Origin of the sequence: Streptomyces sp. NPDC005931 (assembly GCF_042871235.1) — a bacterium.
Taxonomy (GTDB): Bacteria; Actinomycetota; Actinomycetes; order Streptomycetales; family Streptomycetaceae; genus Streptomyces.
Map to the genome: position 1 here is coordinate 23334 of NZ_JBIAIG010000022.1, position 26385 is coordinate 49718.

Genomic DNA, 26385 nt, shown 5'->3' on the forward strand with positions numbered 1-26385 from the left:
ACCATGCAGACTTCCAACCGTGCGCGGGTAGGCGTGGTCGTCGACGGCTATTCGGTCGGCAAGTACCTGCCGGCCGCGTTCCGGCGGCTCGGGGCGGATGTCGTACATCTGCAGAGCACGCCCGAGTTCCTGTCCACCGTCACGCCGCCGGACCTGAGCCCCTACCTCGCCAACGTCGTCCACGAAGAACTTGAGCAGACCGCCGGGCAACTTTCCGAATACGCCCCAGTCTGCGTACTGCCTGGTCAGGAAACCGGTGTGATACCGGCCGACCTGATGGCCGAGTACCTCGGGCTGCCCGGCAACGGCTCCGCGCTCTCCGTCGCACGGCGCGACAAGTACGAGATGATCGAGACCCTGCGCCGGGCAGGGATCCACTGCGCGCGCCAGCTCAAGTCCGCCGACATACAGGAGATCGTGGACTGGGCCGAGCGCGAGTCCGGCTATCCCGTGGTGATCAAACCACTCAGCTCCGCCTCCACCGACGGTGTTTCCATCTGCCGCGACGCGCACGACGTCCGCACCGCCGCCGCGGCCGTGCTCGGCTCGTACGACATCTTCGAGCGCCGCAACACCGAGGTGCTCGCCCAGTCGTGCCTCCACGGCACCGAATACGTCGTGGACGTGGTACGTGGGCCCGGCGGGGGACGGCACGTCTGCGGGGTCTGGGAGTACGAGAAGACCGACATCGGCGCCAAACGCGTGTACGACAAGGACATCCTGCTGGGCCCCGACAGTGAGCCGGTGGCCGAACTGGTCGCCTATCTCGACACCGTTCTGGAAGCTCTGGACATCCGGTTCGGTGCCGCCCACGCGGAAATCATCATGACCGCACAAGGCCCCGCCCTGGTGGAGATAGGCGCCCGGATGAACGGTGACATGGAGCCCGGCTTCCACGACCTCTGCATGGGCGGGAACCAGGCGGACCTGCTGGCGCTGGCGTGCATCAGGCCGGATGAGTACGCGCGCCGCTTCACCGGGAAAACCATGTACCGCAAGCGGTGCGAGGCTCTCGTTCTGCACGGCCGGACCAGCCTCAGCGGCGTAGTGGCCGCCATCGATGAAGACGTTCTCGCGGAGATCAACGCACTGGACACCGTGCACCTGACGGTACCCCGGGTGGCACCCGGAGACCGGCTGCGCCCCACCACCGACCTTCTGTCCAGCCCGCTGCGGGTCTTCATGACCGGAGACGACCGCCGGCAACTGATGGCCGACTACCAGCGGATCCTGGCTCTCAAGGACCATGCCTTCCGGCTCGCCTGACCGCTCACGACCCTGCGTACGTGTTCGACCGGCGCCCGTCCCGGTCGCCCTGCGAAAGGAAAAGATGCCCGTTCCGATCCGGCCCGGCCTCGCCGCACTGCCCGACTACATCATCCCGAGCCAGCCGCCCGGTGCGATCCTGTTGAACTCCAACGAAGGGCCCCTCCCTCCCTCACCATCCGTGGTCGCCGCCATCACCCGCGCGACGTCCGAGAGCCACCGCTATCCCAGCTGGTACTCGGACGAGCTGGTCTCCCGGCTCGCGGACCGGCTCGGCGTACCCGAGCCATGGATCGCCGTGGGCTGCGGCTCGGTGAGCCTGTGCCAGCAGCTCATCCAGGCATACTGCGCCCCGGGTGACGAAGTGCTGTGCGCCTGGCGCTCCTTCGAGGCGTACCCCGTCTTCGCCCAGGTGGTCGGAGTGGCCGTGCGCACCGTTTCGCTGGATGCGGAACACCGGCACGACCTGGACGCCATGCTGTCCTCCCTCACCCCCGCCACCCGGGTCGTCTTCGTCTGCAACCCGAACAACCCGACCGGCACCGCGGTACGTTCGGATGCTCTGCTTCGGTTCCTGGACAAGATCCCCCCCGACGTCCTGGTCGTCCTCGACGAGGCATACCGGGAGTTCGTCACGGACCCGGAGGTGCCCGATGGGGTGCCGCTCGCCCTGGAGCGCGAGAACGTGGCGGTGGTGCGCACCTTCTCCAAGGCGTACGGCTTGGCCGGCGTCCGGATCGGCTACTGCGTGACGGCCCCGCCGATCGCCGCCATCACCACCAAGGTCGGCGTCCCCTTCTCGGTGAGCCGCCTCGCCCAGGCGGCGGGACTCGCCGTCCTGGAACACGCCGAGGAAACACGCGCGCGATGCGAGGCCGTCACGCGGGAGCGGGACCGCCTCCGCGCGGCCTTGCAGGAAGCCGGTTACGACGTGGCGGAATCACAGGCCAACTTCCTCTGGCTGCCACTGGGTGAACGTTCCGCGCAGTTCGGTGAACACTGCGCGGACAACGGGATCATGATCCGCGTCTTCGGGAACGACGGGGTACGTGTCACGGTTGGACTCCCCGAGGAGAATGACGCCTTTCTGCGCGCGGCCCAGAGCCTCACCCCTCCCTTGCCGCGAGGCAGTCGATAGAGCACGGGAGACACCCACCTGGTTTCTGGCACCACCACCCATCGAGCCCATCGAACGAGGAGAATCGAATGCCGCACATCACCGTCGACTACGACAAGCCCTTGGACGGGTTCTTCGACCGCCGCCGCTTCGCTCTCGAACTCCACACTCTGGCGGCCAAGACGGTCGACGGCATCACGGTCGAGAGCTGCAAGACGCGCTTCAGGCGCGTTGAGGAGGCCGTCGTCTCGGACGGCGAGCCCGGCCAGGCGCTGATCCACATCGACTTCGCGATCCTCCCCGGCCGTTCGGCAGAGACCAAGACCGCGCTGAGCCGTGCGGTGCTCGACCTGGTACGCGCCCACACGGCGTCGGTGCCCGACACGGTGGTGCACGCCTCCGTCGATGTACACGACCTCAGCGCCTCGTACACGAAGAATGTCGGGTGAGTCGAGCAGCAGCCGACAAGGGACGGCACGGCCATGACCTCCACCCACCTGCGCAAGCGACCGCAGCGGCGCAGCGAGAAACCTCACGGCCCGCAGCAGACCGCGGGTCTGCAGCAGATCCGCGACGCCCTGCCGCCCGCGCCCGCACCCTGCACAGTCGAGCCCGCCCCGCGCTCAGTGGGCGAGGAGGTGCCACCAGAGCTGCTGGCGCTGGTGACCCACCACTGCCGCCGCATCAACGCCTACCTCGCCCGCGCGCAGCATCTGCAGACCGTGCACGGCGACAGCATGCGGCAGTGGCAGCGCCTGGTCCTGTACGCCCTGACCGACGCCCTCGCCCACAACCACCTCCTGGTCGGCACCCTCGCCGCCTACCTCCAGCGACAGGACCTCGACCCCGACCTGCTCTGCCGCTACCTGCAATCTCCCGACCCCGACCGCTACATCACTCGGGAGGCCGTCCAGCACCTCGACGGCCTCACCGGCGCCGTGCCCGAAGAAGCGGCCGAGCCGATCCGGACCGTCGTCGGTCGGCACGTCGCCCGCGACGGCATCTGACAGCCGGGCCCGGGCGGCACGGCAGGCCCGACTGCCCCAACGCCGGCTGCGGCACCCCACGCCACCTCATCACACCACGACCGAATGGATGGCGTGCGTGCCGGCGCACGCCATGTGTCGCGCCAGGGAACCTCCACTGCACGCGGGGTAACTGAGATGTTCGGTTGAGGCTCCGAAGACGGCGGAGACTGGGAGCGGCCGTGTCCGGCGCAGTGCATGCTGTCGGAGAAGCCAGCTGCAGGGCGACAGCGGGGCGCGCTGAGCAGCAGGCTCCCGGTATAGCCCACGGCACTGGCATCCTGCCCCGCGTCCGCCCACGTGGTGTCCTGCGGTCGCTCAGACCCCGGTGGGAGTGCCGTACACGCTGCGCCAGGCCTGCAGAGCCGGCAGCGTCTGTTTCTCCAGGACAGTCTCGGCGATCTCCGGATCGAGGCGGGCCAGGGAATACACGACGTGCCTGATGCCACCCCTCTATGACCAGGCAGGCAGTCGTGAAGGCACGGGCCCGGCCGTCGAGGAGGTCGGGCCGGTTGAGCCCGAACACCTGAATGCTCGTTCTCCCTTTCGCGGTGCGCCCCTCGCGCAGGGGAGCGGAGGCCAGGGGTTGGAAGTGGTCCATGTCGGTACCGAGGCTGTCGTCGCAAAACATGCAGCGCACCGCGCCGTGCGCCATCGTCTCCAGCAGGGCCTTCACATGCTTTTCGGTAACTCACACAGCAGGAGGCCATCCTCTCCGTCGTCTGGGCACACGGCGGCCGCATGTTCACCGCGGACCGCGGCGAGCACCTGCCCGACGACGACGATGACCCGATGCGCACCTTCGTGCGTCAGGTAATGGGAGCAGCCGCACAGCTCGAGCGTGGACTCATCACCAAGCGGCTGCGCACCGGCCGCCGCACCGTGCCGACCGAGGCGTCGATGCCAGCCTCGAGGAGGTGCGCGGTGAACGCGAACGACGTGTATTGACTGCCCGCATCCGAATGATGAACCAGCCCCGGTCCAGCGGGAGTTCCAGCACGGTCGCGCCGCCACAAGGCCATATCGAGGGCGTCGAGGACGAGGTTGGCCCGCTTGCTGGCGGCCGTGGACCAGCCGACGATTGCCCGGGAGAAGACGTCCACGACGAAACGCGACGTAGACGATCCCCGACCAGGTGGCCACGTAGGTGAAGTCGGCGACCCACCTCTCGTTCGGCCGGGACGCGGTGAAGTCACGCTTGAGCAGGTCAGCTGCCCGCTCATGCCCGTCGTCGCGCACGGTGGTGCGGATCTTTTTGCCTCGTCGGGCGCCTTCCAGACCGAGCTCGCGCATCAGCCGGGCGACCGTGCAGCGGGCCACGGGTATGCCCTCGCGATGAAGCTGCCGCCAGACCTTCCGCACCCCGTAGACGCCGTAGTTGTCGGCGTGGACCGGCTGATGTGCGCTTCAGCTCCTCATCCCGCATCGCACGGGCGCTGGGAGCACGGTTCCTGGCAGCGTAGTAGGTGCTCGTTGCGATCTTCAGCCCGTGGCCGGACAGCACACGACAGATCGGCTCGACCCCGAACACCTGCTTGAACTCGTCGATGAACGCTACGAGCGCCTGGACGGCCGGTCGAGCTCGGCCGCGAAGAAAGCCGACGCCGCTTTGAAGATCTCGTTGCCCCGCCGCAGTTCGGCGTTCTCGGCCCGCAGCCGCTTGATCTCCGCGGCCTCCTCGGACGTCGTGCCGGGCCGCTGACCGGTGTCCACCTCGGCCTTGCGGACCAACGTCTGCACCGTCTCCGCCGCGCCGATGCCCAGCTTCGCCGCAACTGCCTTCATCGCGGCCCACTCGGTCGGATAGTTCGGACGGATCTCCGCGACCATGCGCACCGCGCGCTCACGAAGCTCAGGAGGGTAGGGGGACGGACGTGCCATGACTCGATCCTCTCAGGGAATCGAGCCTCCATAAGACCCGCAGCGGTTCACAGCTGCATAGGCTGGTGGCTCCGGAAGAGGTACCTTGTCAAACCGTGAGCGGGCGGTGCCCGCACTGGGATGGCGTCCCCCGTGACCTTGCTCCTTGTCAACGAGGCCCCGGCAGGGCTGCGCCAGGCGCCTGCGCAAGGGAATCGCGACCCGCGGCTAGGGCTCGAGCCCCTCCTGGGCCTGGTCAGCAGGGGCCGGATCCGCCCGCGACGGACCGCCACGGACAACCGAACCGCAGGATGAACAACCCGCTCCGGCATAGAATCGAGGTCCGATATCGGTTTCGTCACCGCCGGGACGGCGGTCCGGAGGTGGGCGGAGTGCGGGAGTTCCAGCGGGGTGCGGTGCGGCTGCACATCCTGCACCACGCGGCCGAGGGCGAGATCCACGGTGCGTGGATGACCGAGGAGCTGGCCGAGCACGGCTACAACATCAGCCCCGGCACGCTGTATCCGACGCTGCACCGGCTGGAGGCGGACGGGCTGCTGGTCTCCGAGCAGCGGGTGGTCGGCGGGCGCGCCCGCCGGGTGTACCGGGCGACCGAGGCCGGAAGGAAGGCGCTGGCCGAGGACCGCAGGGCACTGGCCGAGTTGGCCCGCGAGGTCCTCGGTGACTGAGCACTCAGCGGTAAGCGCCGTGCTGTGCTGTCGTTCGTCTGCGGCTCCGTCGTGTCCGGCGGCGCCCGCAGGCGGCGGAACCGCAGACGGATACGGCCCCGCTGGACACGGCCCCACGCCCCCTCAGAGCGTGCCGAACCGCAGGGACTTCGCCGGGCGTGCACAGAGCGCCGAGACCTGACTCGCCCCGGACGTCCTGTGTGCGGTCGCAGACCCGCCCTGCCGATCGCGCCGCGTCCGAGGCCGAGCCGGTGACTTTCCGGCCCCGTCTCGGCCGATTCTCATGTGCCGCTCCCGCAGTGGGCGCCTCCATACGGCCCGGCCGGATCGGCCGGTGGACTGCCTCTGTGTGAGCAGGAAGACGGCCAGGCGGCAGGCGAGGCTACGATCCCCAGCGCTCCGGCGCCGAGCAGCGCGCGGATCACGCCCCGGCCGGCGGTCGGCGGCCACACAGGGCGGCGGCCACTACGGCGTACTGCCACCCGTTCTCCAGGGCCGGCACCCGCGGGATTGCCGCCCCCGCGACCGCACCGATCACCGCGGGGCCGGCGCCGTTGAAGAACGCCTGCGCCCCGGCATTCGACCGGATCCCGTCGAGCCTCCGGCCCCCTCCGATCACCGTCAGGCACGGGGGATGGTCCATGCTGCGCCGGCCGGTCTTCCTCGAGGTCAGGACGTCGAGTCCGCCGGGCGGGGCAGCGGCAGCAGGCGGTGGTCGGCGGTGAACAGGCGGTGGACCAGGCCGAGGGCCACCACCACCGTTGTCGTGGCCACGGAGGCGAGGACGAGGAACATAACCACGGCCTGCACCAGCACGGCCTGGACGGGAGAGACACCGGCGAGGATCAGGCCGGTCATCGCGCCCGGCAGGAAGACCAAACCCGTGGCCTTGGTCGTCTCGATCTGCGGGGAGAGCGCCGAGCGCAGCGCGGCCCGGACATACGGGGTGGCGGCCCGCCGGGACGGCTGCCCCAGAGCGAGCCGGGCCTCGACCTCGTCGCGCTTGTCGCGCAGCTCCTCCACCAGGCGGCGGGCGGCGAGCACCGTCGCGGTCATGGAGTTGCCGACCATCATCCCGGCCACCGGAACCAGGGTACGTGCTTCGAGGGGCAGCACTCCGAGCCCGAACACGACACCGAGGGTGATGGCCGCGGCGGCCGCGAAAGCGGCGACGACCAGCGGCGCGATCCGCGGCACCTCGGCGGCCCGTCGCCGGGCGACGTCACCGGCGTAGGCGACCATGGCGACCACCCACAGCACGGACCACCACAGCGACCGACCGGGCTCAACCAGCAGCGCCAACGCCGCGCCCACCAGCAGGAGTTGGACCAGAGCGCGGGCCGCGGCCCAGACCACCTGCCGCTCCAGGCCCAGCCGTTGCCACAGCGAGACCACCGCCGCGACCGCCACGAGCGCGAGCGAGACAGCGAGACCGCCGATGCTCACCATGTCGTCCACGGCGCCACCTCCTCCACCCGCGGAGGCCGGGCGACCGGTTCGATGCCGACACACCGGCCGTGCTCGATGTGCAGTACCCGGTCCGCGATCCGCCGCACCTGGGCCATGTCGTGGGTGACCCACAGCACGGTCAGGCCGCCCTCTACGAGACGGCGTACGGCCTGTTCGAGCACTTCGGTGGCGGACACGTCCAACGCGGAGGTGGGCTCGTCCAGCAGCAGCACCTCCGGTTGCGTGATCAGCGTGCGGGCCATGCACACCCGCTGGGCCTCGCCGCCGGACAGCTCGGTCGCGTCCCGTCCCAGCCACGAGCCGTCCAGCGCGGCACCGGCCAGGGCCTGCTCCATCCTGGCCCGGTCCGCGTCCGGCACGGCCGCGCGCAGGTTGTCCTCGACGCTGCCGGGGAACGGCGTGGGCCGCTGGAAGACCATGCCCACCCGTCTGCGCAGCCGCAGCGGGTCGAGGCCGGCGAGGTCGTCTCCCCGGAACGACACCCGGCCCTCTGCCGGTACCTCCAGGCGGTTGCACAGCCTCAGCAGCGTGGACTTGCCGGACCCGGACGGCCCGAACACCGCGGTCACGCCCTGTCGGGGGATCTCCGCCGAGAACCTGTCCAGGGCGCGCACGCCACCGCGCTCCACCACGACCCCGTCGAAGACGAAGCCACCGCCGTCCGGTTCCATGACGCCTCCCCGAAGCTCGCCGACCGACTCTCCATTATATCGGTGGTCGATATCGTCAGCCGATATTTGGCTGGCGGTACAGCCCCTTTGCGTGCTGCCGCGGGGCGTCGATCCGGTTACTCGGGTGCGAAGACCTGGAAGAACGTCGGGAAGGTGCCCAGGACGCCGAGCCCGAGCAGCACCAGCGCCACCGTCAGAGCACGGCCGGTCTCGCGTTCCTTGTTCCTGAGGGCGAGGTGGAGCACCGCCCAGGACACCAGCCAGACGACCACTGCCATGACGGTCTTGCCCGACAGCGGGCCGACCCGCTCGCTCCACTGCAACCAGTCCGCCACGTCCTTGCTGGCCTCCGCCAGCGTCGTGAACATCCCCAGAGCCGCCGCTCCCGCGCCAGCTGCGATGATCGCGGCCGAGATCGCCCCTTCCGGCCGGTCGCCGTCCGCCGGGGTGTTCTCCTCCGTGAGGCCCGGACCGTACCCCTCGTCGACGTGCGACGCGTGTTCCTCGTGCTGGGTCATGTCGCTCACTCCCTCTCCGGTCTACTCGACCGGTGCGACCTTGGTGATGAAGGCGCCGAACGCCCCGGCGATCGCGGCGAAGGCGAAGGCGAGCACGAACAGCAGCAGGGTGGTGCGCCGCACCCGCTCATGACGGATGAGTGTGTTGCCGTAATAGAGGACGATGAAGGCGACCACGGTGGCCAGGATCGGACTGATCCAGGCGATGTGTTCCTTCCACTCCATGCCGAACTCGTGCCAGTCCACGGTGCCCGGATCGGCCATCAACTGCGACTTGGGGCTGCCCGGGGTCTTCTCCCGGTACCAGGGGTAGACGACCCAGGTACCGGTGATCACCGTTCCCCAGGCGGCCACGGCCATCGCCGTCACGCCGACCTTCAGCCGGCGCATCCGCTCGACGATCCCGGTGCCGGTGACCAGCGCCGCCCGTAGCCCGTAGAGATCGGCCAGCCCGCCGGCGAACGCCAGCAGGAACACCGCCCCCAGAACCATGCCATGGATCAGCCCCCACACCTCGCGGTTCGTGAAGCTCATCCCCCACCTCCCTGTGGGTTTCCTGTGTGTTCGACTGGCCGAAAACATAGGACCCGGCAATCGGCTTGGGATATGGGCCGAACAGCCCCTCCATGGCCGAAAGTCACACCCGACGCTTCCCGGCAGCCGGCACAGCCGCCGCCAGGAGGAACGCCATGACGGATGGCGGGTTGCCTGCCTTCCGGGACCGTGAGGTGCTGTTCGTCGAACGGGCGCTCAGGTCTCACCAGTTGGGGGAGTGTCTAATCAACGGCGGATCTGATGATCAAGGAGATGCGTCTGATGACGGAGACCGCCGTGGAGAACGAGCAGGCCGAGCAGGTGGTTCAGGCACCGTCCAGTACAGTGTGACGCCCAGCTCCAGCAGTAACCCGGCGACGTCGTCGCGCGCCTGCTGCTGATCGTCCGCAACGGCGGCACCGTTCCCGTCGACGAGGAGCCCTTCGAGGAGGAGCCCGCCGGGGAGGTTGAGGGCCCGGTGTTCCGCAAGGGGGACCGGATCGTCTGCGCCGACGGCGTCACCCGCACCGTCGAGGGAATGGCCCCGGCCGTCACCGGGGAACCCGCCCGGGTCGTCGTCGAGGGCGGAGGCGAGCGGATCGCCGGGAACTGCCTGCGGGCGAACTGGGAGGACGTCCTCGCCGCGCACCGTCGCACCAACGCCGCCGGCATCCGGGTCCGCACCGAGCCCGACCCGACCAACCCGGAGTGGGGCGCCGTCCTCACCGAGCTGGCGAAGCCCTCGACTATTATCTAGGGTCCGAGTGGAAGCGCCAGGCATGTTGACCGAACTAACTCATGGGTATTCGCAGGTCAGTTGGGGTTTCTGCTAGCTTCCCGGCATGCCCGGTGAACAGCGTCCCGACAGGGATCTGAAGAACTTTGTGCTGCCCGAGTTGGGCAAGCTGTTGGAGACGGGAGATCGCTGGGAGCCGTACCAGGTGTTGGACCCGTTCGGACGGCCGATCGAGCCTGTCGCGACGTACCTCAGAGATCTGATGGCAGCGGACAGTTCGCCGTTGACGCCGCGTTCGTACGGGATGGATCTGCTGCGCTGGTGGCGCTACCTGTGGGCATGCGGGATCGAGTGGGACCGCGCGGTTCGTGAGGATGCTCGGGACTTCATGCTGTGGATGAAGCTGGCGGACAAGCCGGTACGTGTCCACTGGCGCCACCGCGGCAAGAACCCCGCCGAGATACCCCAGCCCGCCCCGACCGGCAGTCTGGCGCCGGGATCTCCGAACCTGGTGACGGGCAAGCCCACCGTCGGCAAGAAGTACGCGCCCAATACCCGGGCGCACTGCGAGACGGTGCTGCGGACCTTCTACGACTTCCACCTGGAGCGCAACACCGGATCGCTGCTGGTCAATCCCTTCCCTCTGGTCCGTAACCGGCGCTCGGCACGAGCCAACGCCCACCACAACCCTGAGAAGGAACACAAGCAGCAGCGCACCGGCCTCTATCGGCCCAAGGTTCCCAAGCGGATCCCGCGCCGCATCCCCGATGAGAAGTACACCGAGGTCTTCGAAGGTCTCCGCTCGCACCGTGACCGAGCTCTACTGGCCTTCTGGGTCGCCACCGGCGCCCGCGCCGAAGAACTACTCACCGCAAAGCAGGGCGACGCGGTAGTCGGCCAGCAGACCATCGGCGTGATCCGCAAGGGGACGCGTGATTACCAGGAGCTGCCCGCCACTCCCGACGCGTTCGTCTGGCTGCGGCTTTATCAGGAAGAAGCCTGGAGGAAGGGCGTCCCCCGCGGCCGCGCTCAGCCGCTGTGGTGGACTCTGCGCCGTCCTTGGCGGCCTTTGGAGTACGACGCGGCGCGCATGATGTTCAACCGCGCCAACGAGCTCCTGGGCACCAACTGGACTCTTCACGACCTGCGGCACACGGCGACATTTTTGATGCTCGATGACCCGAACATGCCGCCCGTCTACGTCCAGCACATCCTCGGCCATAAGCATCTGTCCACCTTGGATATTTACAACCGGCCCACCAGGGACGACGTGATCTCGGCAGGTCTTGCACACCATGCCCGCCAGGAGCACAAGCGCAACAACCCGCCTCCGGCCCCGCCCGCGCCGGCCTACAACCGCGACTCCCTCGACGTCCTGTTCGGCCGGAGGCCCGGGTGACCACTACCACCGCCCCTCTCCTCGTATCCCCACCGGCCCGGGCCGCGAGGAGCCTGGCCGGCGGAGAGATCGATGCCTATCTCCAGAGGTTTCCGCCACGGAGCCCGGGAACCGACTGGGCCATCACCCGATCTTCCCGCGACGAGGTTCTCCACAGGCTGGAGCAGCCGCCGTTCAAGAACGGCAAGGACTCCACCCACTCGATGCGGATGGTCGGTGCGCGTCTGCTGCTGCGATGGCTGGAGACCTTCGAGGGCGAGACCTGGCAGCAACGCTGGAACACCAGCCCGGGTTCCGCCACCTCGGTCGGCTGGACCGAGGCCCCCCTTGCCTGGGGAATCGCCCACGGCAGGAAACCGCAGAAGGCGGGGCTCGGTTCCGGGCTGCTGGCACTGGTCTGCGCCGATGTCATCCGCCCCAGCATGCCGTGGCTCGCCAGCAGCCTGTCGCCCCACCTACGCGAGGCCATCGAAGCCGCTCGCGATCCCAGAGGATTCGCCGACCTGCGTAACGCGCGCATGCCCGGACAACCGGACCAGCGGCACACCTCGAAGGCGCTCAAAGCCCTGGCCCGCATCCTCGCGGCGAAGGGCGGCGCCATCGACGACATCCTGGCCGGCGATGTCCTCGAACTGCTGTTGGTGGCCACGCCGAACTCCACAAGCCACACTCGACTCGCCTACGCCCTGCTTCAGAGCCGCGGCCAGTTCCCCCCTGACGCCCCCAAGACCTTGCGGAGCATCGAGAAGCGTGCCGGGCAGGTGAGCCCGGCTCAACTCGTCGACCGATTCGAGGTGAAGTGCAAGCCGATCCGCGACCTGCTCGTCAGCTACTTGACCGAACGCCAGCCCTCAATCGACTACGTCACCTTGGTGCAGCTGTCCAGGAATCTGGTCGGCTACTTCTGGGCCGACCTGGAGCGGCACCACCCAGGGATCGACAGCCTTCACCTGGCCCCGGAAGTGCGCGACGCGTGGAAGGCCCGGATCGCGGTCAAGACCGTCAAGCACCGCATGCCGAACGGCACAGTCGCCACGACAACGGAGCCGCGCATCGGAGCCTTGAGTATCAGGGTGGCAGTGAGGGGTTTTTACCTGGACATCGCGGAATGGGCCCTGGACGAGCCCGAGCGCTGGGGGCCGTGGGCCGCCCCGACTCCAGTGACGGAAGCCGACTGCTCTGCCAGGAAGGCCGAGCAGGAGGTCCGCGCGAGATCCGACGCCCGCACCCGGGAAAGGCTGCCGGTCCTGCCCGCGCTGGTACAGGCGGCTGCCCGCCGGCTGAAAGAAGCCCGGGAGCGGCTGGAGGCGCTGGAGGCGGCTGACCTTGGAGCCACCGTGACGGTGCTCGGCGAGAGTTTCACCCTGCCCCGGTCCACCGAGCGAGCCGGTGGCAGACCTTCAACGGTCGTTGACGCCACAGGAACGCGGCGCGACTTCCGAACGGAGGAGAAGCTGGCCTTCTACGGCTGGGCGACCGTGGAGATCCTCCGGCATACCGGGATGCGCATCGAAGAGCTCAAGGAGCTCGGCCACCACAGCATCATCAGCTACAAGCTGCCGACCACCGGAGAGGTGATCCCGCTCCTGCAGATCGCGCCGTCCAAGACGGACCAAGAGCGTCTCCTGCTGGTCAGCCCCGAGCTTGCCGACGTTCTCAGTGCCGTGATCAGCCGTGTTCGCGGGCATGACGGCAGGGTGCCGAGCATCCCGTCCTACGACCTGCACGAGAAGGTCTGGAACCCTCCCATGCCGCTGCTCTACCAGTGGTCCGTAGGTGGCGAGAACAGGGCACTCTCCATTGCCACGATCCGCCAGTCGCTCAACACGCTGCTGGCGGATACCGGCATCACCGACGCCAGCGGACAGCCGCTGACCTTCCAGCCGCACGACTTCCGCAGAATCTTTATCACCGACGCCATCCTCAACGGCTTGCCTCCGCACATCGCCCAGGTCATTGCTGGTCACGACCACATTGGAACCACGATGGGATACGCCGCGATCTACCCGGAAGACGCCATCGAGGCCCACCGAGCCTTCATCGCCCGGCGCCGCGGCCTACGGCCCGCCGGGGAGTACCGGGCGGTGACCGACGAGGAGTGGCAGGAGTTCCTCGGGCACTTCGAGCGGCGCAAGCTGGCCCTGGGACAGTGCGGCCGAGCATACGGAAGCAGCTGCGTCCACGAGCACGCCTGTGTCCGATGCCCGGTACTGATCGTGGGGCCAGGCGAACGGCCCCGTCTGGAAGAGATCCGCGAGAACCTCCACGCCAGGATCACCGAAGCCGAACGAGAAGGATGGCTGGGCGACGTCGAGCAACTGACCGTCAGCCTCACCGCCACCAACGACAAGATCAGCCAGATCGGGGCCAATGAGAGACGGAAGAGCTCGCCGGTGTTCGTCGGCATGCCACCGATCAACCATCTCGCGGTTCGGGAAGCCCAAAACCTGAATAAGACAGACTAACCGCGACACACCGGACGCCAAACGGCCCCTCTGGGGGTGCGTCAGGGCTCCGTCATTCTCGCGATCGGTGCGGAATGATCACGTGAGTCCGAGGGTCGCCAGTGGCCGGTTCATGTCCCGTCCGTGGTGGCGCAGGCCCTCGGCGATGTTGTTCTGACCCTCAAGCCGGAGTGCGCCGATGGCCAAGTTCCGCAGGGAGGCCATCGTCTGGGGCGCACTGCCGGTCCGCACCCGGGAGGCGTCCTCACCGAACGTCACGTCCCTGACATGGTGCTCACGATTTTCGATGGCCCAGTGCCCGCGTACGCGTTTCGCCAGGTCAGCGGGGGTCGCTTGATGAACCATCAGGCTGGTGACCGCGTAGACGCGTTCGAGTGAGACTTTGCCGGTGCGTACCGTGCGGCGTCGTCGGACGATTTGCAGTGCCTGGCCGGCGTGCGGGAACGGCAGGTGCGGCACGGTGACGGCCTTCAGGCGGCGGATCTCGTCGCGGCCGTGGGCGGTGGTGCGGGTGCGGTCCATCAGCGGCACCTCCTTCCAGGGAAGCTCCTTCACGAGCGCGTGCAGGGTCGGGTGGTTGCCCTTGAGCACGGCGATATAGTGCGCGTTCTTCTCCTCGACCAGGAACTTCGCGTGGTCGGTCTGGGTCAGCAGCGCGTCGAAGGTCACCACCGCGCCGGTCAGGTCCAGTGGTTCCAGCAGCGGCCGGAACGCGGTGATCTCGTTGCTCTTGGCTTCGGTCTCGCGCTGGGCGAGCACGATGCCGTCGCCGCGCAGCGCCGAGATCAGGTGGACACGGCGGCCGTCGGCGCGGATGGCGCCGCGCAGGGATTTTCCGTCCACCGCGACCGCCTCCCGGGCTGGGCGGGATGGCGGCTGTGTGTCCTGGCCGGGGGCGCGCAAGGTGTCTGCACGGGCGGTGAGCCAGCCGCCGATCGCCGCGTCGAGCGCGTCGCCGTCGATGCGCTGCAGTACTCGGCGCACGGTTGCTTCGCTGGGAGCCCGGTAGGGCCGGTCCGGATCGCGCAGTGTGGCCCCGCAGTGGAGAAGGAGCTGGTCAGGGGCGTCGGCGGCCCACTCGGTGATGGCGGCGAGGGACTTCGCTCCGGCCAGGACCGAGCAGGCGGCCAGGGCCAGGACATACGACAGTGGGTGGCGCCGGCCTCGCCGACTGCGTGGGTCGGGCAGCCTGCGCAGCCGCTCCAGCAGACCGGGCAGTTCATCGCAGAGAGCCGGATCGGATCCGGCGAGTTGGCCCAGCCCGGCGGGGATGGGCGATGATGGCGCAGCAGGCACGGTCTTCCGTTGTGGTGATCAGGGAACTCGACACTCCATGATCACCGGAAGCCGTGCCTGCACGTCTTCCCGCCGATCCAGCACCATCACGGCGGAGTTGGGGCATCAGGCCCACAACGACTACGTCGGACCGACCACGAGAACGACGGAGCCCTGGCTCCGACCCGCCCCTAAAGACACCCCACACGCTCAGTTGACAGCTATAGGAGCGTCTGTCACCTCGGAAAGGGGAGGCTCTGGGCGGCCCGGGGCTACTGTCCGCCCGCTCCGGTTGCCGACGCCAGCAAAGCGGCGGAATACGCGGCAAGAGATCGGACCCGCAACCGGTACAGGAAATGCGAGGACGCGACAGGCGTTGCGCTTCATGATCGGCTCCCTGGTGCCGTGAACCTCGTGAGGGACCCCGGGGCTCCACGTTTGGAACTCTTTCTTCGACCCGTTCAGCGTGCGCCAGCGGCGGCCTGCGGCACATCGGGTGCACGCCCCAAGTTCCGCCCCGCCACACCCTACATACCACCCCGTCCCGTCCGAGCACACCCCACGCACGCCGCCCCTCCTGCGCCCGCAGGGCCTGTCCTGGCCGGTTCTAGATCTTTTGCGCTGCCCCGGCACGGGAGGGAAGGTGGATGGTGATGGATCTGCTGGGGCGAGAGACCGTGCTCCAGGACTTCACTGGTCACCTACAGGCAGCCACCATCGGCCCTGGACGAATGGCCCTGGTGCTCGGCGAGTCCGGCATCGGCAAGACCGCTGTCGTCGAGCATCTGGTCCAGTCGGCCGGTCCTCACATCCAGGTCCTGGCTGGCGCCTGTGACCCACTGGCCACCCCGCGCCCCCATGGGCCCGCTGATGGGCCTGCCCCCCCGGCCTCGGACGGACCGTGGGCACCGCCCTGAAGGAGACTGGGAGCAACGATGCCTCTTAAGTCGAAACTCTTCCGTGATGACCAGGCGCTGCAGAAGTGCCTGGTGTCCGACGCCAATCACGTCACGCCCGGCGCCCAGGGTGATCACGTCACAAAGATCCAGGCAGCGCTCGTCACGCTGGGCGCCGGGGTGATCGGGCCCGACGAGGTCGAGAGGAATCTCTATGGTCCGACAACGGTGCGGACCGTACTGGCCTTCAAGGGTCCGCCACGCAACATCCTAGGTCCCGGCCAGACGACTCCAGACAACATCGTCGGGAAGAAGACAATCGCCGCGCTTGACAACGAGATCGTAGCGTTCGAGAACCGGCCACCGCCCACCGTGATCAGCCTGTTCGTCTCGTTGACCCACGAAGGATCCCCGCACGACCACAACACTTGTCCGGTGGACACCAGCGGGCACAAGGTCGACCACATGGCCACGCCGATCAACCCGGGCCTCGGAAGGAAAGTGAACATCGGCGGTGAGGGGGAAACGCAGTACCAGGGCTTCGAGGACTTTGTTACGGACCCCGGCGTCGTTGGCGGACCACCTCGCCCACTGACCGACACCATTGCGAGCGACACGGCCACAGACATCGCACTGCGGTCCGCGCCCATCACCACGCGTGGAGAGCGCGAGATCCGCCGGATCGCGACATCCAACGCGCGTCTCACCATCGCCACGAATACGTTCACGCTGCCGAAGATGGAGCAGATCGTTAAGCGGCTCGGCGGGGTTGTCATCGAACGCATCTCACTGCCGGACACTTCGGTCCCTGACGGACTCGGCTACCAGGTCCTAGTCGTCGTACTCCCGATCAAATTCTTCGGCACGCCCAGTACACCGGACGGTGTCGGCACTCCCATACTTTCTCAGGGTTCTCAGGGTGAAGCGGTGCGGAAGCTGCAGCAGCTGCTGAACGGGCATGTGCCTGATCTGCCGTCTCTGGCCGTGGACGGGGACTTCGGGCCTGCGACGGATGCCCGGGTGCAGGAGTACCAGCGGCGTGTCGAAATCACTGTCGACGGCGTGGTGGGCCCGCAGACCTGGGGGATGCTCTCCGGCGGCGAGCAGTCGGAGGAAGCCGCTGCGGGCACTCCTACCCTGCAACAGGGCTCTCACGGGCCGGCCGTACGAAAGCTCCAGCGGCTGCTCAACGATCACCTTCCGGACCTGCAGCTCGTGGTCGACGGCCGATTCGGCCCCGTCACCGATGGCCGAGTACGTGAATTCCAGCAACGCGTCGACATAGCGGTCGACGGCATCGTCGGACCCCAGACATGGGGCCGCCTGACGCCTCAGTGGGTGCACTGGGATATGTCCGAGAACGAGTTTAAGCAGAAGGACTCCGAGTACTTCCCGCAAGGGCTCCGCATCACCTCACTCATAATCGAAGAAGGCCGTTTCGCCGCCGTCTGGCAACCAGGCAACGGCACCCAGTGGGTGCACTGGGGCATGTCCGAGAACGAGTTTAAGGACAGAGATACCTTCTATTTTTCGGCCAGGCTTCGCATTAACCCCCTTTCCTGCGCAAGGCGCCACACGCCTCAGTCGGCGGCAGGGGGTACGTTGCGTTTCCGAAGCAACCTTCGTGACGCTAGCGGGATCCTTAGGGCGCATGAGGGGGAAGTGCCAGCTTCGACAGAACAACCTATACCGATTGGCGACATTAAGTTCCACGGAGAGAGTATCTCCTATGAATATAGGGCAGTCGACGAGACTGGAACGCTGAGAGTGAAGGTGGGAGAGGTCAGTGTTACGGCGAACGGGCGCCTGCAGGTCGGAACTGCGAAATTCGGCGGTTCGTTTGATGGCGACAAACTAACAGCCAAGGGATACGCCGAAGTCACTACAGCCAGGGTGGATGCCTCGTTCTCCGTCGATGCCCCTGTTATTTCGGCCGGGGGTATTGGGCATGCTGAAGGCCCTGCAGCCCATACGGGCGTGGAGATTGGACCGGACGGAATCGGTGCGGAGGCTGGCGCGAGTGCGGGTGAGCTGGGAGGACAAGTCTCTGTCTCGATCGGGGGTAAGTCTTACGGTCTCGGCGGTGAGATCGGGCTGAAGGCGGAAGTAGGTATCCATTGGGGTACCACAAGCACAATCAAATTGCCCGTACTAACGATTACGGGACCCAATCCCCTGGCCGGCGTAACTTCGTTCGCGGTTGGCGCGGTCAGCAACTTGCTGCAGGATCCACTAGGGACTGCGGGCGACGCCTTCAACGACATACTGGGCGCTGGCGAAGATGCGGTAGAAGCCGCTGGTGGGGCGATTGAAAGCGTCGGTGATGCACTTTGGGACGCCATCTCTTTCTGGGATTGATGGATCTAACAACCCCTGTCATACGCCCCCGCTGTAGTACCGGCAGGCCAGGTTGCCGAACTACCCACACGAGTCATGATGGAGTGAGTACCAGACCGACGCGTACACAGATCCGCAGAGGTGGTCGGCGTCAGGGCTCCGTCATTCTCGCGATCGGTGCGGAATGATCACGTGAGTCCGAGGGTCGCCAGTGGCCGGTTCATGTCCCGTCCGTGGTGGCGCAGGCCCTCGGCGATGTTGTTCTGACCCTCAAGCCGGAGTGCGCCGATGGCCAAGTTCCGCAGGGAGGCCATCGTCTGGGGCGCACTGCCGGTCCGCACCCGGGAGGCGTCCTCACCGAACGTCACGTCCCTGACATGGTGCTCACGATTTTCGATGGCCCAGTGCCCGCGTACGCGTTTCGCCAGGTCAGCGGGGGTCGCTTGATGAACCATCAGGCTGGTGACCGCGTAGACGCGTTCGAGTGAGACTTTGCCGGTGCGTACCGTGCGGCGTCGTCGGACGATTTGCAGTGCCTGGCCGGCGTGCGGGAACGGCAGGTGCGGCACGGTGACGGCCTTCAGGCGGCGGATCTCGTCGCGGCCGTGGGCGGTGGTGCGGGTGCGGTCCATCAGCGGCACCTCCTTCCAGGGAAGCTCCTTCACGAGCGCGTGCAGGGTCGGGTGGTTGCCCTTGAGCACGGCGATATAGTGCGCGTTCTTCTCCTCGACCAGGAACTTCGCGTGGTCGGTCTGGGTCAGCAGCGCGTCGAAGGTCACCACCGCGCCGGTCAGGTCCAGTGGTTCCAGCAGCGGCCGGAACGCGGTGATCTCGTTGCTCTTGGCTTCGGTCTCGCGCTGGGCGAGCACGATGCCGTCGCCGCGCAGCGCCGAGATCAGGTGGACACGGCGGCCGTCGGCGCGGATGGCGCCGCGCAGGGATTTTCCGTCCACCGCGACCGCCTCCCGGGCTGGGCGGGATGGCGGCTGTGTGTCCTGGCCGGGGGCGCGCAAGGTGTCTGCACGGGCGGTGAGCCAGCCGCCGATCGCCGCGTCGAGCGCGTCGCCGTCGATGCGCTGCAGTACTCGGCGCACGGTTGCTTCGCTGGGAGCCCGGTAGGGCCGGTCCGGATCGCGCAGTGTGGCCCCGCAGTGGAGAAGGAGCTGGTCAGGGGCGTCGGCGGCCCACTCGGTGATGGCGGCGAGGGACTTCGCTCCGGCCAGGACCGAGCAGGCGGCCAGGGCCAGGACATACGACAGTGGGTGGCGCCGGCCTCGCCGACTGCGTGGGTCGGGCAGCCTGCGCAGCCGGTCCAGCAGACCGGGCAGTTCATCGCAGAGAGCCGGATCGGATCCGGCGAGTTGGCCCAGCCCGGCGGGGATGGGCGATGATGGCGCAGCAGGCACGGTCTTCCGTTGTGGTGATCAGGGAACTCGACACTCCATGATCACCGGAAGCCGTGCCTGCACGTCTTCCCGCCGATCCAGCACCATCACGGCGGAGTTGGGGCATCAGGCCCACAACGACTACGTCGGACCGACCACGAGAACGACGGAGCCCTGGAGAGTTGGGGTCATGCGGTGATCTAAGCAGACGTGGCAGAGCTGCCCTGATGTACGTGCAGGAAGTACCGGACCCCACTCGGCGTATTGGGGCACAGCGTCCGAGTCGCGCGGCATTGGCCTCCCCGTTACATCAACTCTTAGTTCGGAGAAGGCATGTGAGGCAAGTGCCCCTTTGGCATGCGTGCCTGACGAACATTTACTGGGTGTTCAGGCAAGTTGGTCACATTGGCCGCACCGAGGTTGAGGCACTTCCGAGACGTGCCCGGGTGCTGGCTCGTTCAGCTCAGTTGGTCGAAGACCCGTTGGAACGCGTCTGCCTTGATACCCGTCCGTGCCTCCCACGGCCCGCCCCGGCGTCTGTTCCCAGATGGCGGCGTACCGGTCTTGGCCGTCCGTGCCGTAGCCGCTGATGTCCACTAGCCGGTAGCCCTGGCTTCCCAGCTCGTCGAAGGTCCGTTGATAGGCGTCCGCGGACAACCCGTGACGGGCCTGCCACGCCGGACCCGGCGTCTGTTCCCAGATGGCGGCGTACCGGTCCTGGCCACCCAACGTGTAACCACTGACCCGACGCAGCCGGTAGCCCTGGCTTCCCAGCTCGTCGAAGGTCCGTTGATAGGCGTCCGCGGACAACCCGTGACGGGCCTGCCACGCCGGACCCGAGGCCCCTGCCCAGATCGCGGCGTACCGGCCCTGCCCGTCCGAGCCGTAACCGCCGATGTCCACCAGCCGGAGTGCGCTGTCGAGTACGGTCACCGTGTCACCTACGATCCGCAGGCGGGTGTAGGTCGTGTTGTCGACGAAGGTGTCCTCGGGAATCAGCCGCTGCGCGTTGGTCGTCGAGCGCAGGAGGTAATCGCCGTCCGGCACCCCATCGAGGACGATGAATTGGCACGGCAGTGTCTTCTCATAGAGGTCTGCCCACCCTGCGGATACGCCCTGGTTCTGGTTGCAGTCGGCGAACTGCCGTTGAGTTGGCCCCCACGGGCTGAGGTGTTCGATGTCCACCAAGCAGAACGCCTGCTTGTATCCGTGGGTCACGTCATTTCCGTTCAGATCCAGCAGCCTGAACTCGTTGAAGTTCTTGAGATGCCAATGACCGTGCGAGGCGGACTCTACGAACCAGTCGGGATGCGGCCCATCAGGGCCAGGCGCACCCACAACCAGGTCGGAGTCCCCTACGTTGTGGGAGAGGAAGTCGAAGCGCAGCAGCCGGTGCACACCCGCTTCGATGCAGCCGTCCTCGATACTGTGTTCATCCGCACGCTCCTCGCTTATTGAGAAGTTGCGCACAAGCGGAACCAGGTTAGCGCCCATCTTGCACACTCCGAACTGCTAGTTTTGTGTTCATACAACTCAACAGGGAGAGATGCAGGTTTAACAGTGCAATTCAATTGCGCCACTGGGCACTCGGAGATGCAAACGGAGCGTACTCGCGCGGGATGCGGCGCAGGTTGGTGCCCGGCGTCCCTTGTTCGTCGCCAAGATCCACGGCCTGGCCGTCGCCGAACACATCGCGGCCAGCCGCATCGCCGCCACCCTGCTGAAGCGGACTTGGCAAGTCCACCAGCAGCTCGGCTACATGCTGCTGTACGGTCGCTTGAACCCGATCCGGAGCCGGGTCACGCGCACCGCGGCGGGCCCGTCCGGCCATACCTTCATCGAGCTTCTTCAGCGTTGCCGCTCCAGGGTGAGGACGGCTTTGGCGATTGACGTCATGCGGTTCGGACTGCAGCCGCATCTGCGGAAGATCCGCCAGGACTCCCCGGCTCCCGGTGGAGGCCCTGCACGGCATCGGCCCCCTGTTGACTGAACTAAGGCGAAAGTCTCCGCAGGTCAGAGCCTTGTCCTGCTAGCTTCCCCGCATGTCCGAAGATGCGGGAGTTCCGCGGGATCTAAGGGGTTTCGTTTTGCCTGACCTAGGGCGGCTGGAGGAGACCGGCAATCGGTACGAGCCCTACCGACTGCTGGACCAGACAGGCGCCGTGGTGGCTCCGGTGGCAGTGTGGTTCTCGGAGCTACAGGCTGCCGGCAAGCCAGAGACGACGCTTCGTTCCTACGGCAATGATCTGCTGCGCTGGTTCCGATTCCTGTGGGCGCTCGAGGTGGGGTGGCAGCGGGTGACGAGGGTGGAAGCACGGGACTTCGCGCGGTGGATGCAGGTGGCGAACAAGCCAGTCCGCGTGCACTGGCGGCACCGAGCGAGGGCTGCCAGGGGTGAAGTGTTTCCCGTACCTGGGCCGCGGTCGGAGAGGGCGCCCGGGACGCCGAACCCGGTCACCGGAAAGCCAAGCCCTGGGCTGAAGTACGCGGCTTCCACACGCGCGCACTGCGAGACGGTGCTGCGCACTTTCTACGACTTCCACCGGGAGGAAGGCAGCGGACCGCTGCTCAATCCTTTCCCCTTGGATCGTTCCCGACGTGGTGGTCGGGTACACGCTCACCACAACCCGATGGAGCCGTTCTCGGGCGAGCGGCAGGGCCGCTACCGGCCTCAGGTGCCGCGCCGTATCCCGCGTCGCATCCCGGACGCCTTATTCGACGCGCTGTTCGCGGCGTTGAAGCATGATCGGGACAGAGCATTGGTGGCGGCGTGGGTGTCTACCGGGGCGCGGGCAGAGGAACTATTAACGGGCCGGCAAGCGGATGCAGACCCGGGCCAGCAACTGATCGGCGTCGTCCGCAAAGGGTCGCGTGAACGCCAAGACCTGCCCGCCGCGCCGGACGCATTCGTTTGGCTGCGGTTGTATCAGCAGCAAGCGTGGGAGCTTGGAGTGCCTCGCGGAGCGCGATTGCCGTTGTGGTGGACGCTGCGTCGGCCGTGGCGTCCGCTGACTTATCACGCGGCACGTGCTGTGCTCCTGCGGGCCAACGCTCTGATGGGGGCCAACTGGTCGCTGCACGACCTACGGCACACGGCCTCGTACCGCATGGCGCGCGATCCCGAGCTGCCGCTTTCCCATGTGCAGTGGGTTCTTGGTCACGCTCATCTGTCCACAACGGAAATCTATCTTGCGGCAGGCTTGGAAGAGATCCTAGAGGAGGTAAGGGCGCACCATGCTCGGCAGGCTGAGCGACGTCTAGCACCTCCGGCTCCACCAGCATCTGGGTACAACCCGGCCAGTTTGGATGTGCTGTTCGGGCGGCAGGTATGACCACGATGTCCTCCGCTGTGGCTGGCCACCTGACACCGGTGCGACCCACCACAGCGTCGTTGATGGGCGGCAGCCACCGGGCCCTGACACTGCAGTTTCCTCCGCGACCTGTGCCCGAGTCCTGGGAGCGCTGTGCTGAGTCGTTCGAGCAGGTCATTGACCGGCTGATTCCGCTTACATGGAGCGACTCGTACAAGAGCCGTGAACACCGGATGCGCGGGGTGCGCCGGGTGCTGCGCTGGCTGGAGACCTTTGACGGGCAGACCTGGCAAGAACGCTGGCTGGGTTCGGGCTCGGACGCGCTGCGACGGGATTGGTCTGACCGTGTGGCCGATCAGATGTCGACTCAGAGCGGTGTGGGCAGACGCACGGTACGTAACGAAATCCAGTGCGGCAGCATTTTCCTGGCGATCGCGGATGTCTATCGACCTCGGCTGGAGTGGCTAGCCACCCGCTGGTCGCCGTTCCTGGCCGACGCGGTCGCACAGCGGCGTGACCCGGACGGTTTCGCTGCGCTGAAAGAAGTCGCCGGCGAGTTGTGGGGCACTCCGGTGTGGCGCAAGGCGGCCTACCAGATTGCATTGCTGGTCATTGGTAAGGGCGGCAGCGTGCGGGAGATCACGGTAGGTGATTGCCTGCAACTGCGGCACATCGAGGTGAACGTACTGCGGCAAGCCCCCACTTCACGAACCTTCTTCTACACGTTACTCAAGGAGCTAGGAAACTTTCCCTTGGACGCACCCGCGACGTTGCGGGCTGTGACCGCGTACGCAGGGCAATCCAGCACCGAAGAGCTGGTGGACCGCTACCACGTCCGATGCCAGCCAGTGCGCGACATGTTCGTCGCCTACCTCAATGAGCGGCGTCCCGCGCTGGATTACAACACATTCGAAGATCTCTCCCGGTCTTTAGTGGCGCGTTTCTGGGCTGATCTGGAGCACCACCACCCAGGCATCGACTCACTGCACCTGAGCCCGGAGATCGCAGCGGCCTGGAAAGAACGCATCCGTACCAAAACCATCCGCCGCCGCACCCTCGATGGCCAGCTGGCAGAAAGCACCGCGCCTCGCCTCAACCCCAGCAGCCTGATGGCAACAGTGCGGGCCTTCTACCTGGACCTCGCAACGTGGGCCGCGGACGAACCTACCCGCTGGGCCCAATGGGTGGCACCTTGCCCGATCAAGGACTCCGACGTCGTCTTCAACAAGCACCACAAGCGCGTCAAGGCCCGGGCCGACCAGCGTACCCGCGAGCGCATGCCCACCCTGCCGGTGGTGCTCCGCACCGCCGAACTCCGTCTGCGCCAGGCCCAGGAGAGGCTGGCCGCCTTCCGCGACGCACCACTGGGGGAGCGGTTCACCGTCCTGGGCGAAGCCTTCACAAAACCCAAGCGAAGCCACTCCGGATTGGAGCCGACCCTAGCCCTGGACGTCGGTGGGCGTCGCCGCTACCTAGTAGCAGACGAGAACCGTGCATTCTGGGTCTGGGCCGCGATCGAGTTTTTTCGTCATACCGGCTCCCGCATTGAGGAGATGCTGGAGACCAGCCACCACAGCATCGTCCAGTACACCCTGCCTACCACCGGCGAAGTCGTCCCCCTGCTGCAGATCGCTCCTTCCAAGACGGACGAGGAGCGTTTGCTGCTGGTCAGCCCGGAACTTGCCGATGTCCTGTCCACCATGGTCACCCGCGTGCGCGGTGCCGACGGCGCTGTCCCGCTGGTTTCCGCCTACGACTCCGGTGAGCGAGTGTGGAACCCACCCCTGCCGCTGCTGTTTCAGTGGTCCAGTGCCGGACAAAACCGTCCTGTCTCGGCCCAAACCATCCGCAAGGGCCTCGGTGAGACCCTGGCTGCTTCCGGCCTAACCGACAGTGCAGGCAACCCGCTGGGCTATCAGCCGCACGACTTCCGAAGGATCTTCGTTACTGACGCCATCCTCTCCGGACTGCCGCCGCACATTGCCCAAGTGATCTGCGGCCACAAGAGCATTTCCACCACCATGGGCTACAAGGCCACCTACCCCACTGAGGCAATTGAGGCTCACCGTGCCTTCATCGCACGCCGCCGTGCCCAGCGCCCCAGCGAGGAATACCGCACCCCTACCAGCGAGGAGTGGGACGCCTTCCTTGGCCACTTCGAACGCCGCAAGCTCTCAGTCGGCATCTGCGCCCGTGCGTTCGGCACGGCCTGCATCCACGAACATGCCTGCGTCCGATGCTCACTCCTTCGGCCGGACCCGGCACAGCGACCCCGACTCATCGAGATCCGTGACAACCTTCAGGCCCGAATCACCGAGGCCGAACGCGAAGGGTGGCTGGGCGAGATCGAGGGGCTCCGCGTCAGCCTTGCCGGCGCCCAAGACAAGCTCGCGCAGATGGATGCAGAAGTTACTCGCCGTGGCAGAGCAGTCAGTCTCGGCATGCCCACCTTTCCTCAGATTGCGGACGACAGCGGCCTGACGCTGCGAACTACTCAATGAGAAAATTGAAGGGGGAAGATCACTGGAACACCCTGTGATCTATTCCGGTGGCCCTTCCTGTGCGTCAGGAGGTACCTCCATTGCCCTCTTCAATATAAGCTTCAGATCATCCCAGAAGAAGTCAATCATTTCTTGGATTTTCTTGCTGGGGGGCGGATCCATCCTCGCCATTGCCTTGGTGTATGCGAGGAGGTTTTCGAGATCCTTAAGGGGATCGCCTGTCCTTTTGGTGAGGAATAGGTAGTCGAGTGCCACCATAAGCCTGAGAGCCATAGCTGGAACTGGACTCTGCAGCCCAAAGAAATTCGGATTGTGACTGCCATGTTTTTGGTTCCTGCTATGGAACTCCCCCAGCATGAGTGCGTCTGACCTATATTCGCCAGCGACTCTTTCATGGACGTCGTCAATGAACGCTGGAGCTGCACTCGCATCCACCATCGGAAATACGATAATTATCGTCTTGAACCTCGCGTCCCGACCGCGAGTAGGCGGTAGCTCCTTGAGGACATCCCTATAGGCGTCAACGATCCGCATCACGTCCTCAGGGCTACGCACTGGCTCGTTGGGCAAGGTAAACCAAGTAAGGCCCTTAGCGAGAGAACCGGGCATAAACGGGCACACGGCCGCTCGGTCGTTTGGGTTCTCCGGGTCACGCTCGGGGTGAGGCTGAGCGACAAAGTCCTTGACCCATCTCAGCATTGATTTAAGGGCGTCCGCATCAGAGTTCGGCGGCAGCTCATCCACCTCTGCCGGGGTAAGAAGGCCAAAGTCTTCTGGTGCTGGAGAGCCGGACATCTTGTCATCCTTGCCAGAGGTTCCGATGACTAGATCTATCCTTGCACCTGATGGTGCTCTCCGCATTCTGGCAGAGACCCAGAAAGAACTTATTGTGGGCACCTTGCATCTATGCGGCGCGGCCGCCTCGTTTCA

The 26385-nt window shown here is 66.5% G+C and carries 22 protein-coding genes and 2 pseudogenes; 12 read left to right on the plus strand and 12 right to left on the minus strand.

What is annotated here, in order from left to right:
• Positions 1–3: 3 nt before the first annotated feature.
• The 4 genes from ACFYOV_RS31665 (at position 4) to ACFYOV_RS31680 (ending at position 3390) form a co-directional block, all read left to right on the plus strand.
• The gene (locus ACFYOV_RS31665) at positions 4–1266 is read left to right on the plus strand and encodes an ATP-grasp domain-containing protein (protein ID WP_389093705.1); all 1263 of its coding nucleotides are present in this window, start codon (positions 4–6) and stop codon (positions 1264–1266) included.
• A gap of 64 nt (positions 1267–1330) precedes the next feature.
• Complete coding sequence (hisC, locus tag ACFYOV_RS31670; protein ID WP_389093706.1) at positions 1331–2404, plus strand: histidinol-phosphate transaminase; 1074 nt, start codon at positions 1331–1333, stop codon at positions 2402–2404.
• 68 nt (positions 2405–2472) lie between these two features.
• Positions 2473–2832 carry a 5-carboxymethyl-2-hydroxymuconate Delta-isomerase gene (locus ACFYOV_RS31675; RefSeq protein ID WP_389093709.1) on the plus strand — a complete coding sequence of 120 codons (360 nt, stop codon included), beginning with the start codon at positions 2473–2475 and terminating at the stop codon, positions 2830–2832.
• Positions 2833–2865: 33 nt separating this feature from the next.
• Entirely contained in the window at positions 2866–3390 is a 525-nt protein-coding gene (locus ACFYOV_RS31680; RefSeq protein WP_389093711.1) for a hypothetical protein, read from the plus strand.
• An 827-nt stretch (positions 3391–4217) separates the two neighbouring features.
• Here ACFYOV_RS31680 and ACFYOV_RS31685 read toward each other — a convergent pair.
• From ACFYOV_RS31685 to ACFYOV_RS31695, 3 genes and pseudogenes are all read right to left on the minus strand, one after another.
• A complete protein-coding gene (locus ACFYOV_RS31685) occupies positions 4218–4631 on the minus strand; it encodes a DDE-type integrase/transposase/recombinase (RefSeq protein WP_389093713.1) in 414 nt (137 codons plus the stop codon).
• 40 nt (positions 4632–4671) lie between these two features.
• A pseudogene (locus tag ACFYOV_RS31690) lies at positions 4672–4788 on the minus strand (IS3 family transposase); the annotation flags it as partial.
• Between the two features lie 174 nt (positions 4789–4962).
• Positions 4963–5289, minus strand: a complete 327-nt coding sequence (locus ACFYOV_RS31695) for a transposase (RefSeq protein WP_389093715.1) — start codon at positions 5287–5289, stop codon at positions 4963–4965.
• Positions 5290–5660: 371 nt separating this feature from the next.
• Between ACFYOV_RS31695 and ACFYOV_RS31700 the strand changes: the two genes are divergently transcribed.
• On the plus strand, positions 5661–5957 hold the full coding sequence (locus ACFYOV_RS31700; protein WP_367321824.1) for a PadR family transcriptional regulator: 297 nt from the start codon (positions 5661–5663) through the stop codon (positions 5955–5957).
• A gap of 669 nt (positions 5958–6626) precedes the next feature.
• Here ACFYOV_RS31700 and ACFYOV_RS31705 read toward each other — a convergent pair.
• From ACFYOV_RS31705 to ACFYOV_RS31720, 4 genes are all read right to left on the minus strand, one after another.
• Positions 6627–7406, minus strand: coding sequence for an ABC transporter permease (locus tag ACFYOV_RS31705; protein ID WP_389093771.1), 780 nt, complete (start codon positions 7404–7406; stop codon positions 6627–6629).
• The gene (locus tag ACFYOV_RS31710) at positions 7400–8098 is read right to left on the minus strand and encodes a phosphate ABC transporter ATP-binding protein (RefSeq protein ID WP_389093717.1); all 699 of its coding nucleotides are present in this window, start codon (positions 8096–8098) and stop codon (positions 7400–7402) included. Before ACFYOV_RS31710 ends, ACFYOV_RS31705 begins: the two co-directional genes overlap by 7 nt.
• A gap of 116 nt (positions 8099–8214) precedes the next feature.
• The gene (locus ACFYOV_RS31715) at positions 8215–8616 is read right to left on the minus strand and encodes a hypothetical protein (RefSeq protein ID WP_389093719.1); all 402 of its coding nucleotides are present in this window, start codon (positions 8614–8616) and stop codon (positions 8215–8217) included.
• A gap of 21 nt (positions 8617–8637) precedes the next feature.
• Positions 8638–9150, minus strand: a complete 513-nt coding sequence (locus tag ACFYOV_RS31720; protein ID WP_389093721.1) for a hypothetical protein — start codon at positions 9148–9150, stop codon at positions 8638–8640.
• A gap of 478 nt (positions 9151–9628) precedes the next feature.
• On the opposite strand from ACFYOV_RS31720, the gene ACFYOV_RS31725 reads away from it, so the two are divergent.
• From ACFYOV_RS31725 to ACFYOV_RS31735, 3 genes are all read left to right on the plus strand, one after another.
• Positions 9629–9907: a hypothetical protein gene (locus ACFYOV_RS31725; RefSeq protein ID WP_389093723.1), complete on the plus strand. Its 279-nt coding sequence runs from the start codon at positions 9629–9631 to the stop codon at positions 9905–9907.
• Between the two features lie 85 nt (positions 9908–9992).
• Complete coding sequence (locus ACFYOV_RS31730; protein ID WP_389093725.1) at positions 9993–11285, plus strand: tyrosine-type recombinase/integrase; 1293 nt, start codon at positions 9993–9995, stop codon at positions 11283–11285.
• Positions 11282–13750: a tyrosine-type recombinase/integrase gene (locus ACFYOV_RS31735; RefSeq protein WP_389093728.1), complete on the plus strand. Its 2469-nt coding sequence runs from the start codon at positions 11282–11284 to the stop codon at positions 13748–13750. Before ACFYOV_RS31730 ends, ACFYOV_RS31735 begins: the two co-directional genes overlap by 4 nt.
• 78 nt (positions 13751–13828) lie before the next feature.
• Here the strand turns inward: ACFYOV_RS31735 and ACFYOV_RS31740 are convergent, their stop codons facing one another.
• Positions 13829–15046 (minus strand): ISAs1 family transposase, encoded by a 1218-nt coding sequence (locus tag ACFYOV_RS31740; protein ID WP_389093730.1) that lies wholly within the window; start codon positions 15044–15046, stop codon positions 13829–13831.
• Between the two features lie 632 nt (positions 15047–15678).
• Here ACFYOV_RS31740 and ACFYOV_RS31745 point away from each other — a divergent pair.
• Together ACFYOV_RS31745 and ACFYOV_RS31750 are read left to right on the plus strand one after the other, a co-directional pair.
• Positions 15679–15942, plus strand: coding sequence for an AAA family ATPase (locus ACFYOV_RS31745; protein WP_389093774.1), 264 nt, complete (start codon positions 15679–15681; stop codon positions 15940–15942).
• A gap of 18 nt (positions 15943–15960) precedes the next feature.
• The gene (locus ACFYOV_RS31750; protein ID WP_389093732.1) at positions 15961–18279 is read left to right on the plus strand and encodes a peptidoglycan-binding protein; all 2319 of its coding nucleotides are present in this window, start codon (positions 15961–15963) and stop codon (positions 18277–18279) included.
• 167 nt (positions 18280–18446) lie between these two features.
• On the opposite strand, the gene ACFYOV_RS31755 is transcribed toward ACFYOV_RS31750, so the two are convergent.
• The 3 genes and pseudogenes from ACFYOV_RS31755 to ACFYOV_RS31765 all read right to left on the minus strand — a co-directional run.
• On the minus strand, positions 18447–19664 hold the full coding sequence (locus ACFYOV_RS31755; protein WP_389093734.1) for an ISAs1 family transposase: 1218 nt from the start codon (positions 19662–19664) through the stop codon (positions 18447–18449).
• A 366-nt stretch (positions 19665–20030) separates the two neighbouring features.
• Entirely contained in the window at positions 20031–21113 is a 1083-nt protein-coding gene (locus tag ACFYOV_RS31760; RefSeq protein WP_389093737.1) for a lysyl oxidase family protein, read from the minus strand.
• Positions 21114–21491: 378 nt separating this feature from the next.
• Positions 21492–21584, minus strand: a pseudogene (locus tag ACFYOV_RS31765) (IS5/IS1182 family transposase); the annotation flags it as partial.
• 101 nt (positions 21585–21685) lie between these two features.
• Here ACFYOV_RS31765 and ACFYOV_RS31770 point away from each other — a divergent pair.
• Together ACFYOV_RS31770 and ACFYOV_RS31775 are read left to right on the plus strand one after the other, a co-directional pair.
• The gene (locus tag ACFYOV_RS31770; RefSeq protein ID WP_389093739.1) at positions 21686–22975 is read left to right on the plus strand and encodes a tyrosine-type recombinase/integrase; all 1290 of its coding nucleotides are present in this window, start codon (positions 21686–21688) and stop codon (positions 22973–22975) included.
• Positions 22972–25455 (plus strand): tyrosine-type recombinase/integrase, encoded by a 2484-nt coding sequence (locus ACFYOV_RS31775; RefSeq protein WP_389093742.1) that lies wholly within the window; start codon positions 22972–22974, stop codon positions 25453–25455. The genes ACFYOV_RS31770 and ACFYOV_RS31775 overlap by 4 nt, the downstream gene beginning before the upstream one ends.
• Before the next feature lie 39 nt (positions 25456–25494).
• Here ACFYOV_RS31775 and ACFYOV_RS31780 read toward each other — a convergent pair whose 3' ends face one another.
• Positions 25495–26352: a DUF6875 domain-containing protein gene (locus ACFYOV_RS31780; RefSeq protein WP_389093744.1), complete on the minus strand. Its 858-nt coding sequence runs from the start codon at positions 26350–26352 to the stop codon at positions 25495–25497.
• Positions 26353–26385: the final 33 nt, after the last annotated feature.